Origin of the sequence: Lysobacter cavernae, from assembly GCF_042648505.1 — a bacterium.
Classification (GTDB): domain Bacteria; phylum Pseudomonadota; class Gammaproteobacteria; order Xanthomonadales; family Xanthomonadaceae; genus Lysobacter_L; species Lysobacter_L cavernae.
Map to the genome: position 1 here is coordinate 96517 of NZ_JBHRXK010000001.1, position 14353 is coordinate 110869.

Annotated in this window: 14 protein-coding genes; 8 read left to right on the top strand and 6 right to left on the bottom strand. The window is 61.6% G+C overall.

What is annotated here, in order from left to right:
- Positions 1-146 precede the first annotated feature (146 nt).
- The 4 genes from ACFOLC_RS00495 to ACFOLC_RS00510 all read right to left on the bottom strand — a co-directional run bounded on the left by ACFOLC_RS00495 (position 147) and on the right by ACFOLC_RS00510 (position 4340).
- Positions 147-881 (bottom strand): c-type cytochrome, encoded by a 735-nt coding sequence (locus ACFOLC_RS00495; protein ID WP_386756726.1) that lies wholly within the window; start codon positions 879-881, stop codon positions 147-149.
- 10 nt (positions 882-891) lie between these two features.
- Complete coding sequence (locus ACFOLC_RS00500) at positions 892-1944, bottom strand: copper resistance protein B (protein WP_386757903.1); 1053 nt, start codon at positions 1942-1944, stop codon at positions 892-894.
- A gap of 2 nt (positions 1945-1946) precedes the next feature.
- Positions 1947-3788 carry a copper resistance system multicopper oxidase gene (locus ACFOLC_RS00505; protein ID WP_386756728.1) on the bottom strand — a complete coding sequence of 614 codons (1842 nt, stop codon included), beginning with the start codon at positions 3786-3788 and terminating at the stop codon, positions 1947-1949.
- Between the two features lie 144 nt (positions 3789-3932).
- Positions 3933-4340: a CopL family metal-binding regulatory protein gene (locus ACFOLC_RS00510; RefSeq protein ID WP_386756729.1), complete on the bottom strand. Its 408-nt coding sequence runs from the start codon at positions 4338-4340 to the stop codon at positions 3933-3935.
- Between the two features lie 493 nt (positions 4341-4833).
- Between ACFOLC_RS00510 and ACFOLC_RS00515 the strand changes: the two genes are divergently transcribed.
- Genes ACFOLC_RS00515 through ACFOLC_RS00530 form a run of 4 tightly spaced genes read left to right on the top strand, consistent with a single transcriptional unit; the run spans position 4834 to position 10066 of the window.
- Complete coding sequence (locus ACFOLC_RS00515; RefSeq protein WP_386756731.1) at positions 4834-5724, top strand: site-specific integrase; 891 nt, start codon at positions 4834-4836, stop codon at positions 5722-5724.
- A 19-nt stretch (positions 5725-5743) separates the two neighbouring features.
- On the top strand, positions 5744-7255 hold the full coding sequence (locus ACFOLC_RS00520; protein ID WP_386756732.1) for a site-specific integrase: 1512 nt from the start codon (positions 5744-5746) through the stop codon (positions 7253-7255).
- Positions 7252-9597: a hypothetical protein gene (locus ACFOLC_RS00525; RefSeq protein ID WP_386756733.1), complete on the top strand. Its 2346-nt coding sequence runs from the start codon at positions 7252-7254 to the stop codon at positions 9595-9597. Before ACFOLC_RS00520 ends, ACFOLC_RS00525 begins: the two co-directional genes overlap by 4 nt.
- Before the next feature lie 37 nt (positions 9598-9634).
- On the top strand, positions 9635-10066 hold the full coding sequence (locus ACFOLC_RS00530; protein WP_386756734.1) for a hypothetical protein: 432 nt from the start codon (positions 9635-9637) through the stop codon (positions 10064-10066).
- A gap of 5 nt (positions 10067-10071) precedes the next feature.
- On the opposite strand, the gene ACFOLC_RS00535 is transcribed toward ACFOLC_RS00530, so the two are convergent.
- Positions 10072-10446: a hypothetical protein gene (locus ACFOLC_RS00535; RefSeq protein ID WP_386756736.1), complete on the bottom strand. Its 375-nt coding sequence runs from the start codon at positions 10444-10446 to the stop codon at positions 10072-10074.
- A gap of 82 nt (positions 10447-10528) precedes the next feature.
- Between ACFOLC_RS00535 and ACFOLC_RS00540 the strand changes: the two genes are divergently transcribed.
- Complete coding sequence (locus tag ACFOLC_RS00540; protein WP_386756737.1) at positions 10529-10753, top strand: helix-turn-helix domain-containing protein; 225 nt, start codon at positions 10529-10531, stop codon at positions 10751-10753.
- A 38-nt stretch (positions 10754-10791) separates the two neighbouring features.
- On the opposite strand, the gene ACFOLC_RS00545 is transcribed toward ACFOLC_RS00540, so the two are convergent.
- The gene (locus tag ACFOLC_RS00545; protein ID WP_386756738.1) at positions 10792-11025 is read right to left on the bottom strand and encodes a hypothetical protein; all 234 of its coding nucleotides are present in this window, start codon (positions 11023-11025) and stop codon (positions 10792-10794) included.
- A 193-nt stretch (positions 11026-11218) separates the two neighbouring features.
- On the opposite strand from ACFOLC_RS00545, the gene ACFOLC_RS00550 reads away from it, so the two are divergent.
- From ACFOLC_RS00550 to chrA, 3 genes are all read left to right on the top strand, one after another.
- Positions 11219-12157, top strand: coding sequence for a chromate resistance protein ChrB domain-containing protein (locus ACFOLC_RS00550; protein ID WP_386756739.1), 939 nt, complete (start codon positions 11219-11221; stop codon positions 12155-12157).
- Positions 12158-12257: 100 nt separating this feature from the next.
- A complete protein-coding gene (locus ACFOLC_RS00555) occupies positions 12258-13001 on the top strand; it encodes a superoxide dismutase (protein WP_386756740.1) in 744 nt (247 codons plus the stop codon).
- Positions 12976-14316: a chromate efflux transporter gene (gene chrA, locus ACFOLC_RS00560; RefSeq protein ID WP_386756741.1), complete on the top strand. Its 1341-nt coding sequence runs from the start codon at positions 12976-12978 to the stop codon at positions 14314-14316. Before ACFOLC_RS00555 ends, chrA begins: the two co-directional genes overlap by 26 nt.
- Positions 14317-14353: the final 37 nt, after the last annotated feature.

Here is a 14353-nt window from a genome sequence, read left to right on the forward strand (position 1 = left end):
CTGCTGACGTCGCCGGCAAAGCCGGCGACGTTGCACGAGCCCGACAACCAGCCTTGCCAACGGACGCCATTCGACCGTGTTCGCGGGATACGGAGGGTACTTGCGCGGCGAGCAGGCTCGCCACGCTTGGAATCACCAACATCGGATCAGTGCGGGTGATGGCCGTGTTCTTCGGCCGGCACAGCACCAGTAGGCGACGTTGCGTCGGGTTTGGTCACCGGTTTCGGTGCACCCTCATGCACATGCTCCTTCCCATCGGCATGGTGGTGCGTGGAGGTGTCGGCCTGAGGTGCTGGCTCTGGGTGACCGGGTGATGCTGCCGCATCGTGTCCATGCGCCATCGTTTCACCCCTGCCATGGGAATGACCGTCGCTGCTGGTCACCAACGCCCGGTACTCGTCGGCATCGAGCGAAGGCAGTTGTTGCAGGAAGGCGACCATGTTCCAGAGGTAGTCGTCGCCCATGCTCTTGCCCCAGGCCGGCATGCCCGATGCCTTGATCCCGTGCTTGATCACCCAGAAAGCCTCGGCTGCATCGACCGTGGCGCGTGTGAGATCCGGCGGGGCAGGGTAGAGGCCCCGGCTGAGCTCGGTGCTCTCCACACCCGGGGCCAGGTGGCACCCCGCGCACATGGCGTCGTAGTTGCCCGCGCCTTGGCGGATGTGGGTGGGGTCGGTGAGGTCCGGTGCCGTCAATCCACGCGCGCGCACGGCGATGGAGCGTTCGCGCACGACTTGCAACAGTGCATTCACCGGTGCGCTATGACGGTCATCCGCGGCAACGTTGTAGGCCCCTGACCAGATGACGCCGGTCGCGATGGCGATGCCGCCGGTCAGGACGGCCAGACCGATCAGCAGGGGGCGACGCAATTCGATTGTCATGGTCGCCCCCTCAGAACCAGATGCGCAGACCGGCCACCAGGCTCGTGTCCCGGATGGCTTCGCCTTCGTCGCGGCGGAAGTCTGCGGTCTTGCCAAAAGCGCGCTCGTGGACGACGCCGATGTACGGTGCGAAGCGACGAGTGAATTCGTAGCGCAGGCGCAGCCCAACCTCGGCCGTGCTGAGGCCGGAGCCGATACCGCGACCGGGATCGTCCTTGCCGTTGAGTTCGACCTCGACCAGCGGCTGCAGGATCAAACGGTTGGTGAGCAGCAATTCGTATTCGGCTTCGAGGTTGGCGCTGGTGCGGCCGCTTTCACCGATGTACGCCGTCGCGGCGACCTCGAACTTGTATGGCGACAGGCCTTGCACGCCAAAGGCTGCCCAGGTCTGCGATTGTCCCGGCTTGAAGTCGTGCTTCACGCCTGCCACCACGTCCCACCATGGTGTGATGCTGCGGCCGTAGAGCGCTTCCAGGTTGGCGCTTTCGGTATGGCCGTGCTCGCGCTCGCCTTCGCTGCGCACCCACAGGCGGTCGAGGTCGGTGCCGACCCAGCTTTGCAGTTCCCAGGCCTGGCCGGTGCCGTCGTCGAGATCGATCGCTTCGAGGCGATCGAACAGCAGGTAATGGTTGATCTCGGGCGCGTGCTGCATACCGTGTCCGAGCTCGGGAAACGCGGCCGCGCGGTCGGCGTCGCTCACTTCGGGAATAGGCACGATGGGTTCGACGCGAGCAGGTGGTCTGCCATGTCCCATGGCCGCGTGATCGACTTCGGCTGCCGGCGTCGATTCGGCGGGCAGGGCATGGCCCATGTCGGAATGGTCATGGGCTGATCTGGGCTTGGCCTTCGGCGGATCTGTCGGAGTGGAATGCCCATCGTGCTTGGAGTGATCCATGCCAGACACAGGAGCCGCGGGCTCGCTTTCGACCTTGCGCTCCTGGGGCGGTGCAGCGGCAGGGGCGTGCTGATGCTGCGAGTGGTCCTGTGCCATGACCGGCGCGCCGAACAACAGCGACAGCGAGAGGGCGAGGGCGAGGGCAGTGTGCTGGAGAGGACGGTTCATGTTCATTCCTCCACCCGCACTTCGCGCATCATTCCCGCTTCCATGTGGTAGAGCAGATGGCAGTGATAGGCCCAACGGCCGAGCGCATCGGCGCGGACGCGGTAGCTGCGCCTGGTACCGGGCGGCATGTCGACGGTGTGCTTGCGCAGGTGGAAGTTGCCGTGCTCGTCCTCGACGTCGCTCCACAATCCGTGCAGGTGGATCGGGTGGGTCATCATCGTGTCGTTGACCAGGACGATGCGCATGCGCTCGCCGTAGTTGAGGCGCACCGGCTCTGCGTCCATGAACTTCTTGCCGTCGAACGACCAGGCGAACTTCTCCATGTGACCGGTCAGGTGCAGCTCGATCGTGCGGCTGGGTTCGCGTCCATCGGGGTCGTCGAACAGGCTCTTCATCGCCCCGTAGGTCAGCACCGTGCGGCCGTTGTCGCGCAGGCCGATGCCAGGGTCGTCCAGCTTCGGCGCGAGCATCATGCCCTGCATGTCGACCAGCGGATTGCCGGTCTCGCTGGCTGGATGCGTCTGCATACCGTCGCCGCTGCCGTGATCCATGGTCGGCATGGCGTGCCCGGTTTGCTTGTCGTGGCCCATGCTGGCGCCGCAGCCGCCTTCCATGCCTTTCATCCCCATGTTGGCGCCACAACCACCTTCCATTCCCTTGGCGCCGTGACTGCCGTGGTCCATGCCGCCATGCCCCATGTCATTCATGGTCAGGATCGGGCGTGGGTCGAGCGGGGGCAGGGGGGCTTCCAGGCCCTGGCGCACCGCCAGCGTGCCGCGCGCATAGCCGGTGCGGCCCATGTCCTGGGCGAAGATGCTGAAAGCATCCTGGCCGCTGGGCTCGACGATCACATCGAAGGTTTCCGCCACGGCGATGCGGAACTCGTCGACCGTGACCGGGTGGATGTACTGGCCATCGGCGGCGACCACGGTCATCTTCAGGCCGGGGATGCGCACGTCGAAGTAGGTCATCGCCGAACCGTTGATGAAGCGCAGCAACACCTTCTCGCCACTGCGAAACAGCCCGGTCCAGTTGCCGGCCGGTGCGTTGCCGTTGAGCAGGTAGGTGTAGGTATGGGCATTGATGTCGGAGATGTCAGTGGGCGTCATGCGCATCTCGCCCCACATCTTGCGGTCCTGCAGCGTCGCCGACAGGCCGTCGCGCCCCACGTCGCGAACAAAATCGCCCACCGTGCGCTTATAGAAGTTGTCGTGCTCGGCCATCTTCTTCATGCGGCGGAAGAGGGCGGCGGGATCCAGGTCGGTCCAGTCCGACAACAGCACGACGTGCTCGCGGTCGTAGTGGTACGGCGCCGGCTCGCGTGGATCGATCACGATCGCGCCGTACAACCCGGCCTGCTCCTGGAACAGCGAATGGCTGTGGTACCAGTACGTGCCGGACTGCTTGATGTCGAACTTGTAGACGAAAGTCTCACCGGGGTGGATGCCGTCGTAACTCAGGCCCGGCACGCCGTCCATGTTGGCCGGCAGCAGGATGCCGTGCCAATGCACGGAGCTGGGTACGTCCAGGCGATTGGCCACGCGCAGCGTCACCGTATCGCCTTCGCGCCAACGCAGGATCGGTGCCGGCAGCGAGCCGTTGACGGTAACCGCGGGCCGGGTGTGACCGGTGAAATTCACCGGCGAACTGCCGATCGACAGATCGAAGTCGGTGCCCGACAGCACCGGCGCCTGTCCGGCGTGTTGAGGGGCGGCCGCGAAGGCCGGCACACGCCACAGACCTGCGCCGGCCGCGACACCGCCGAGGGCCAGGCCAGTAACGAAACGACGCCGGGAGAATTGAATGCCCGAGTTCGACCCTGGGCCGAATGGATGATGAGACATGGAAGCTCCGAATAAGACGGATGAGCGCGAGCATCAGCTCGCTTGCTTGCGTAGTCGCCAGATACGACACCTGTCGCCGCAGCAGAGCGGCACGTTCGATGCGTGACAACACGCTGGATCGTGCCGGCATGCGGCACGGCAGACTCAACCGATGGGAGGTCGGATCAGGTTCGGTAACACGGGCGAGGCATGGCCTGTGGGCATCGGGCGCAAGCTCGGCGCCCGGATGATCAACGAATCGGCTACCTGCACGGCCATGGCGGCCGAGACATGCTGCAGGCAGTCACAAGCACACTGGGACGACTGGCAGCAGTCCGGCGCCGGGTCGTGCTTGGAGCTTGCGCTCGATGCTTGCGCATGCGCGGTCGCAGTCACGTCATGGCATGCCTGCGAGGCGTCTTCATCGCCAGCCTTCGCCTGTACCGGCATCATCACGACTGCCGAAGCCATGTGCGCCATCTGCATCTGCGTGACAGCCACGGCAAAGCCCGATCCATTGAGGACCAGGCCGATGCACAGCAACACGCGGAGCAGGAAAGCGAAGGGAGTCATGCCGAGCGCACTCTATCATGCTGCCGTATAATTTTACATAATATTCATTATGCGAAAAAGTGGTACTTATTGAGGTGTTGCGTTGAGAAGGCCCTCTAGCCTTATTTGACCGCAACAGTGACGTGATAAATGGTACAAATCATGTTGCTCTCTCCAAGAGTTCCTTGTGCTTAGACTGCTGAACGATCCTCAGGTCCCGAGCTCACTCCGAGGCGCATTAATTGTCGATCGCTGCAAGTTGCCTCGCTACTGGGCCAACGTCTGGGCATCGATGTCGAGTTCTGAGCTTGCCGCGTCGACTCAGATCAAGCGGCTACGCTACGTGGAGAACCTATACGTCCACGCAGACAGCCTATTTGGAACCAGTTCTCTAGACGATGCGTTGGGCGATCTGGACGACGTTCGGCTTGCCGAGATTCTTGAGTCCTGGTTCATATCCATCCGAAACCAAGCCTACGTAGGATCCGCCGACGAGACACGTTGGAGAACCGGGTTGTCCTTCGTCACGGCCATAGTCACTTGGCTGTCGAAGACAACCCTGCCGACGGATCGATTACGGCACATCGAGGGTCGGCTGCATCGCCTATCCAATCTCTATGGGCAGCTACATGTGCGAAAGAGCAAGCACGCGAGCCAGATCCGTTCACTGCCGGCCAACGTGGTTGAAGTTTTATACGAAATGCTGGACCCAGCATCCGCCATCAACCCATTCCCAAGAACGCATACCAGGTGGCTTACCTTCTTGGCGTTCCTGTTGATGCTCCACCAGGGCCTCCGGCGCGGTGAGCTGATGCTTCTCACGGTGGATGTTGTCAAAAGCGGATTCGATGATCGTCAACAGCGACCCCGGCACTGGCTGAACGTCTCGGAAAGCAAGTATTCCGATGACGAGGTTGATCCACGATACTCACGGCCCGGCATTAAATCTGCGGACTCCGTTCGTCAACTGCCGGTCAGCAACACGATTGCTGCGTTGGTGCAAACCTACGTCGAGAACTATCGAGGAAAGCCAAGTCACGCATTCCTGCTGAACACCCAGCAGAACAGGCCGTTGTCAACGGAGTCTTTGACGAAGATGTTCGCAAAGATATCCGCGAACCTCCCACGCGCTGCCCTTAAAGAGCTGGCGGACAGAAATCAGAAGACGGCCATAACGCCGCACGATCTGCGTCATACATGCGCCGTGGTAAGACTGAATCAGCTGCTGCAGCAAGGTGATCCGATGGAAGAAGCGCTCCAGAAGCTCAGGGCCTTTTTTGGTTGGTCCAGAGAGTCACAGATGCCGGTTCGCTATGCTCGGGCAGTGTTTGAAGATCGCCTCTCGTCAGTCTGGAACGACGCGCTAGATGAGAGAGTTGCCGTTCTAAGAGCGATCCCGTCCTAGACCTCGCTTGGAGCGCGACATGGCTAGAAGTGAACATATTCAATGGCAACTGGAAGCTGAGGCTTGCGAAATAGTTGCTCAACTACCGTCGTTGCCTCCGGTGATTCGGTACTACGACGATTTCGACGGAAAGCAACGATCAATTCGAGATCCAACCACTGCCAATTGCTTTGCGGTCCATATCGATGGTCGCGTTGTGAAAGTCGGTTTTGATCATCTGCCAGAACAACTCGCCCTGTTGATAAAGCACGTCTTCTTGTACCTCCTTGGCGAATGGCTGGCTCCATCGTCGGCAAGCAAATACGCCCTTGGCAGCAAGGCAGTCGGCGAGGCAGAAATCGTCAAGTTGTTGGGGGTGGCACCAACAGAAATAGGATCATTCTGGGCGACATTTTTTGCACGCGACCTGCCGGCGGAAGCGTATGCGTGCGCGAAATCGATCCTGCGACTGCTATGCAAATATCGACTCAACCGATGGACTGACTCCTACCACGGGGTGATATCCGCCCTACCTCTCCCCTTCAAAGACAAATACGCCGTCGTTCGGTCCGGTGAAGCCTTTATTTCGGTGGACGATGAAGCTGCAGTAGTTCGGTTTTTGGATGAAGCGGCGATCCAGGTCAAAAAGTCGTCGCTGGCTCTCGAAGATGTGCAAGACGCTGCGATGTTGCTTTGTGCGTACCAGTTCGCAATGCGGCCGGTTCAGATTGCAATGCTCACGTTTCGTGACCTAAAAGTTCGTCGAGAAGGCGTCGACATGCTCGCGTCCGTCCACATCACATTCCGCATGGCAAAACAGCGGAGTTCCAGTGCCGCCAAGCCGCTGCTTAGGCGAGTGAAACGCGAGTGGACCCCTCTCTTCGTCGAGATCGACCGGCGCTTTCAGGTTGATGGCGATGACTCGGGCGCTAGGGTGTTCGGCGCCACATCCGCTAATGAAGCAAGTCGTCGCATCAGCGCCCTACTCCGTGATCTGCTCGATCTCGGCGCGACTGCCGTCAATCTGCGGCATACAGCCGCCCAGCGCCTCGTAGACGCAGGCGCAAGCCAAGAGGAACTGGCCGAGTTCCTCGGGCACTCCGATACAACTACCGCGCTCGTGTACTACGAAACATCGACGAATCAGGCTGAGCGGGTGAACAAGGCGCTCGGAATCTCTGAGATCTATCAGCGCGTAGCTCGCATTGCCCACGACCGGTTTATTGGCCCCGAAGAGCTCGCGCAGCTGAAGGAATCCCAGCAGATCGGCGGAGCGCCACATGGTGTGCCGATCGCGGGGATCGGTGGATGCACCTCCGGGCAGGCTGCGTGTCCCTATAACCCGATCTTGTCCTGCTATGGCTGCAGGAAGTTCATGCCGATTCACGACGTTCAGATGCACTCGAAAGTTCTAGCGGACTTTCGGGGCGTGGCGCGGTTCTTCCATGACTCATCTCGTGGCGACGCGGTTTCGCCCGCCTATCTTCAGCTTGAGCGGACCATCGCTGAAGTTCAGGCAGTAGTGGCCGAGCTCGAAGGTTCGCCCTCTTGAACCCCCACTTCTCCGCATTTATCCAGCTCGGAAAGGAGTTGGCCGCCACTCGTGGGGTTGTCTGGGAAATTCCGCTGGACCAGAACGGCATGGCGGTCAAAGGGCATGACTGGGATCTCACGGCGCTAGCGGGAGGCGTCGCTCCCAAGCATCGCTTGCGCCACTTCAGTTCGGAGCGTTCGGTTCTCGATGCGCTCAACGCAGCCCGCTCATCTAGCGGGCTGCCGCTTCTGTCCCACAGCACTCTGTCGCCCGCATGGCAGGACCTCATCAAAGCTGCCGTCATGGAACAGCTGTTTGTTCGCCGGAACTCGTTTGGTCACATTGCCAACAATGTGGCGCGCCCCTTGCGAGTGATCGCTACGTGTGCGGCAGGCACCGAGCCATGGAGTGTCACCGTCGATGAGATGGCTCTCGCGGTTCGTACCGGCAACAGCATCCAAGCATCGGGCAAGCTTGGCGATCTGATCGCGGGGTTGACCAAGGTGTTGTTTGATACCAACCACTTGGCCGATGTGGGGCCGCTCTACCCTGCCCTGGCCACCACCCGCCTTCAGCCCAGGCTGGAGCGACGATCCAAATTCCTGAAATCGCATTCGGAGATTCGGCACAACCTGGAAGATCGCAAGCGCGCTGAGCGTCTGCCCGAACGTCGCGCATTCTGGGAGCTGGTCCGGATCATCATGACCGAGCAGCCCCTGACCTTCATGGACGAACTGCGCTTTGCGGCCATTCGCATCATGATCTTGACGGGCTTCCGAATTGGCGAGGCCACGCTCCTCCCCGCTGAGTGGCGTACAGACCGGCACTACTACGACTCGAAGCAGCGGCCAGCAGGGGAGCTAGGTGGGTATTCCCAATCGCTCATGATCCGGCACTTCGCCGAAAAGCAGCAGGCAAAGAACGCAGACAGCAAGGTGCTCATCGACAAGACGCACTACGTTCCCCAAATGTTCGAGGAGATTGTGAGCGAGACCCTGACCCGTGCTGCGGCAATCACCAGTCCGCTACGGCACACGCTGAGGAAGCAGACGGAATCAGGGCGTTTCATTCCAGAGTTTGGAGTCAGTGATCTCGTCCCGGCTACACAAATCTACACTCGCCTTACCGGGAACGCCTTTTGGCTGGAGTTGAGCGAGGAGCAGAAGCGGCCGTGGATACAGAAGTGCCGTCAACACTATGCGGCCGAATGCTTCGATGAGCTTCAGCAGATGCAGGGCGAGTTGCATTCCAGTGGCAACGGCACGATGAGCGCGACGGCCCGGATGTTTTACCGTCGCATGGCCAAGTATGAAAGGAAGGATGGCGCATCTATAGCGTCTATAGCGTCTATAGCGCTATTGGACGCTGATGGAAACGCGACATCGCTCCAGCGTGACATGAGCCAAGTCTTTGTGAGAATTGGCGAGCTCGAAACCTACCTTCGCGCCGCTTCTGCTTCGAAGTTGCCTGACACCGATCCATTCCGGTTGCCTGATCGTGACTTTGATTCCTGGGAGTTTCTTTTCCTACACCCAAAGCGCTCCTTAGCTGAGGAGCGAAACGATGGCATTTGCGATGTCACCCGGTACATTGCTGTCGGTCGACCCGATACGAGTTTGGTTAGCCTTTCCCTTGGCGAGCAGAAGTCCTGCGATACGCTGTTCAAACGTTATGGGCAGTCTGACGGCGACAAAGCGTTGGTGCTCACTTCCCACACCCTGCGCCACCTCCAGAACACCGAGCTTTTCCGCCTCGGCGTGGCCGATACCATCATCTCCAAACGCTTCAATCGCCGCAGCGTGGCCCAAAGCTACGAATACGATCATCGCAGCCTGGCGGAAGAGCTGGATCAACTCGAACTACCTGTCGACGTGGAAATGGCGCTCGGCGAGAAGGCCAGCACTGTCGCCAAGATGATCCAATCCGGCAAAGCCAGCGGCCCGATCGTGGATGCGTTCAAACGAATCCAGAGCAGCGAGGGCGACGCCGCAGCATTCGAGTTCCTGAAGGTCGAAGCCGACGGCTTTCACGCGACTCCCTACGGGCATTGCTTGAACAGCTTCACGGTCGATCCGTGCCCGAAACATCTGGAGTGCTTTTCCGGCTGCCGCCATCTTTCGGCGACCAATTTGCCTGAGAATCGTGGCCATCTGCGCACCCTTGAACTCAAGCTGGCCGCGGCTGTCGAGACCGCGGAGGCCAAGCCATCAAAGAGCATCGGCCGCACCAACCAGATTCAGCACGCGAAGGTCAGGCTTGAGGGCGTGCGTACGCTCTTGGCGACCAAACCGGGCGAAAAGCCATTTCCAGATGGTCCCGACCTCTCTATTCCGCGAAGCGCGGGAGTAATGGATGGATAATGCCTTGGACAAATCGACTGCCGAGCCGGAACTCGAAATGCGTCAGGTGCTCGAAGACCTGCTCGCACGGGATGAGGACATCACCGCACGGGCAGTTGCACGATTGCATCCGCGAATCAATGCGGCGTCGTCGATCACCCGGAGCGCCGAACGCAGCCACATGCTTGCGCAGTATCAGGAGCGGCAAGCCGAGTTCCGTCGTTGGCGTGGCAGGCCGGGCAAGCTCTCCGGTGTCGCCGCGGCTAGCGCACTGGCAGATCGCGACGTGCGCATCGCCGAGCTCGAATCGCAGGTCGCCCTGCTAACGGCATCCCACGTCGCGATGATCCGCGCCGTCGGCGAACTGGGCGGCTTCAGCAAGTGGGCGCAGTTCTATGAGTCGTACCGCGGCTCAAGGGATCAGCTGGCGCGGTTGGGCGCGCTGCCGGAAGCGACGGTGGAGTCGCTTCCACCGCGCAGGCCAAAGTAGCCGGCCTACCCTGCCCCGCTTTTCCGCGCTCTGCTTTTTGATGCGCCGGTGGCCAGAGCTTTGAACACGGGCGCATGTTCTTTCAGAAAATCAGTCATCACGCAGCGAAATCTGAACACTTCGGCCGATGCAGGTACGCCGAGTCTCTTGGTTATCGCAATCGCGTAAGCCGTTTGCGCTGCGGTGGGTGGCTTCAGATCGTTGTCCAAACAGTCGATCAACGAGGACTCAAGAAGAGCACCAAGCTTCTGCGCGAAGGCGTCTTTGGTCTGGTCATCGGCTAAGCGGCCCCATTGCACCCTTACCGTCTCGGGCACGAGCGCTGAGCCTGGAATTTCGACCAGGAGGTCGGATTCGGTGTCGATGAGGAGCCAAGCCATCGCCATTGGTCCGTCTGGTATATATATGTAGACTACATATGAAGGAGTAGCTGTAGAAGTATCACATCCATAGCGTGTGCTGATGGATGAGACATCGCTTCAACGAAAGTTTGGGGCCGCAGTGCGGAAGCGTCGCCTGGCCTCTGGCCACAGCCAGGACACTTTCGCAGACGCTATCGAGATGCATAGGGCTTACTTCAGCTCCATCGAGCGAGGCGAGCGGAATGTCACATTGCAGACGATGCGGCGAGTGGCTGAAGGCTTGGGAACCTCGGTTGCTAGCCTGATCAGCGACGCAGGGATATAAGACTGGTCCGCCGCCCTCATAGCGGCGGACCGTAGTACTCAGTCGAGATCGGGATCCTTGAGCCCCAGCGCCTTGCTGTTCTCCCGGGCAGCTCGAACGGTGCCTTCACCAAAGCCTCGCTGATCTTCTGCCTCGATATCCACCTGGATACGGACCTTGGTTCTCGGCATAGCTGAGAACAGCTCGACCAGCTCAGAAAAAACCTCGCTGAACCTCAGCGTCGCAGTGACAGGATCAAGCTCCAGCGTGCCGTAGAAGCGTGTTGGCCGCACCCTACCCTCGCTTCTGGTGCTTGAGGCGCAACTCCCTGATATCGGCCCTCGATGCCTCGCCACGCAAGTAATGCCCTGGCGGTGTCTTTCAGGTGCATGACACTGGTCGGCATCCGAGCCTAGCCCGAGTGGTAAGGGAAACCGATGGCGCATTTGTGTAGTATCTACATCACTAGTGTAGGATACTCTACCGATGAGCTGGCTGGTCCTAATTCTTTCCCTGCCCACCGAGAACGCCACGGTGCGCCAGCGGGCATGGCGCTCGCTGAAGGCGGCGGGTGCTGCGGCCTTGCGGGACGGCGTTTACGTGTTGCCGGTCGCGGCAGAACGCCGTGCCGTGTTTGAAGCGGTGGCCGCCGATGTGACCGGCAGTGGCGGCGTCGCTTATCTGCAGACCGCACAGCCCGCGGACGAGGCTCCCTATGTGGCCCTGTTCGAGCGCAGCCGGGACTACACCGAACTGCTGGCCGAAGCCACCCGGCTCCGTGAAAGCCTGCCCGGTACCACTTCGTCAGAGGCGTTGAAGCGCACGCGCAAGTTGCGCAGGGCCTTCGAGGCGATCAGCGCGATCGACTTTTTCCCGGGCGAGGCGCGGCGTCAGGTCGAGGACACGCTGGCCGAACTGGAAACGGCCTGCGCCTGCCTGCAGGCGCCGGACGAGCCGCACTTCGCGGCAGGCGCGATTCATCGGCTGCGCACCGCCGACTACCAGGGTCGCCTGTGGGCGACGCGACGGCGCCCGTGGGTGGACCGGCTGGCGAGCGCGTGGTTGATCCGCCGCTTCATCGATGCCGAGGCTCGCATTCTGTGGCTCGCCGATCCGGCCGACTGCCCGCCAGAGGTGCTGGGGTTCGATTTCGATGGCGCGACCTTTAGCCACGTCGGCCACCGCGTCACCTTCGAGACCCTCGCCGCTAGCTTCGGCTTGGAACAGGGACCGGTCGCGCGCATAGGCCTGCTGGTGCACTACCTCGACGTGGGCGGCGCGCCGCCACCCGAAGCTGCCGGTGTGGAAAGCGTGCTGGCGGGGTTGCGCGCCGACACGACCGACGACGACCTGTTGCTGGAACGCGCCTGCGCCGTGTTCGACGGTCTGTTGACCAGTTTCCGCAACAACGCGAGCGCATCGTGATCGCCCCGTGCCCGGTCGCCTTGCACTCGCAATGCCGGACGTATCGTGTGCGCCGGTCGCGCACTCGCCCCCAGCCACAACCCGTGACCACGAGGTAACCATGAACCGATCGATCGACACGCAACGCCGTCACGTTCTGAGCCTGGCCGCGGCGGCACCCCTCATGTTGGGGGCTGCCAAAGTCGCCCATGCCGTTCCGACTTCGGAGACAACCGCCATGACCAACCCTACTCCTGCGCCCGATAGCGCTTCCACGCCCAAGCCTCTTTCATTCAATCCGGCCAAACTGAAAGGGTTGTCCGAACGCCTGATCCGCTCGCATTGGGAAAACAACTACGCCGGCTCGGTCAAGGCGCTGGCCGTGACCAAGAAGCACCTTGCCGAGGCGCTCGCTGCCCCGGATATGCCGCCGTACCTCTACAACGAACTGAAGCGGGAGCACCTGTTGCGCACCGGCTCGGTGGTGCTGCACGAGTACTACTTCGACAATCTCGGCGGCAGTGGCCAGGCCGATGCCGCCAGTCGCAAGGCCCTTGCTGATGCTTTCGGCAGTTTCGATGCGTGGGAAACCGAGTTCCGCCGCATCGGCTTGGGATTGGGCGGTGGCGCGGGCTGGGTGATGCTCGGCTTCAACACCCACCTGCACCGGCTTGAGAACTACTGGATGGCGGATCACGCCCACGGCCCGGCGGCCACGTTGCCGATTCTGGTGATGGACATGTACGAGCACTCCTACCAGATGGACTACGGCGCCGCAGCGGCGAAGTACGTGGACGCCTTCTTCCAGAACATCCAATGGGACGAGGTGGCGCGTCGACTTGAGGCGCATCGAGGCGCGGCGTAATTCGCCGGGCAAGATCAACCAGCCGATGACCGCACCACCTGCTGAGGAATCGATGAGCCCCGTCCACGATCCAGCGCAATCGACCCAGGCGCCCGAGGCAGGACCATACGCCGTGCCTCGCGAGCCGTGGCTGCGGCTGTTCCTGCGCTTCCTGCATTTCGGTGCCCTGGCCTGGGGCGGACCAGTCGCGCAGATCGCCATGATCCGGCACGAGCTGGTGGACCAGGATCGCTGGGTCAGCAGCGCTCAGTTCAACCGGGCGCTAGCGGTCTACCAAGTCCTGCCAGGCCCCGAGGCGCACGAGTTGTGCGTGTATTTCGGGATGCTGTCGCGCGGGCGCTGGGGCGGCATTCTTGCCGGTCTTGGTTTCATGCTGCCAGGATTCGTGCTGATGCTGGCGTTGTCGTGGGCGTATGTGCGCTTCGGGCTGAAGACCGACGGCGTGCAAGCTGTGTTCGCGGCGGTGCAGGTGGCGGTGGCGGCGCTGATCGTGCGGGCCGTGTTTCGCATTGGCGCGCATGTGGTCACCGACCGCTGGCTGTGGGCGCTCGCGCTCCTTGCGGCGGGCGCGCAATTGGCCGGCGTGCACTTCGCGCTGATCCTGACGGTTTCAGGAGGCATCTATCTGATCGCGCGTCACCGCCTTGGCAGTGCCGCGCTGGCCGTGATCGGACTGGCGACGGCCGGGACCGTGGGCTTTGCCGTGCTCAACGGTGGCTTGGTTGGACTGGACACCTTGAGTCAGGTAGGCATTGCCAGCGCGGCCGTCACCCACGCGGCAGTACCGCTGCTGGCGTTGTTCTGGTCCGGATTGAAGGCTGGCCTGTTGACGTTTGGCGGCGCCTATACCGTCATTCCGTTCCTGCAACGCGATGCGGTGACCCAAGGCGCGTGGATGAGCAACGCCCAGTTCCTAGACGGACTTGCGCTGTCGGGATTGCTGCCGGCGCCGCTGATCATCTTCTCGACCTTCGTAGGCTACCTCGGCGGCGGACCGTGGGGCGCCGTGGCGATGACCGTGGGTATCTTCCTGCCGGCCTTTTCCTTCACCCTGCTGGGCCACGACGCGCTGGAACATCTGGTCCATCAACCGCGCATCCGGCTGTTCCTCGAGGGCGTGACAGCAGGCGTCGTCGGCCTGATTGCGGGGACGACCGTGGCCATTCTTCGAGTGAGCCTGACCGGGCTGGAAGCCCTGACCCTGTTCGCGATCGTCCTGGGCATCCTGTTCGCTTCCAAGGCGCGGCTGCTGATTCCGGTCGTGATAGCGGGGGCCGCCCTGTGGGGCTGGCTGTCGCAGGCACTTGGCCACTGAGTTGGTTGGTCCGGTGACGGCAAGGCAAGGCAAGTAT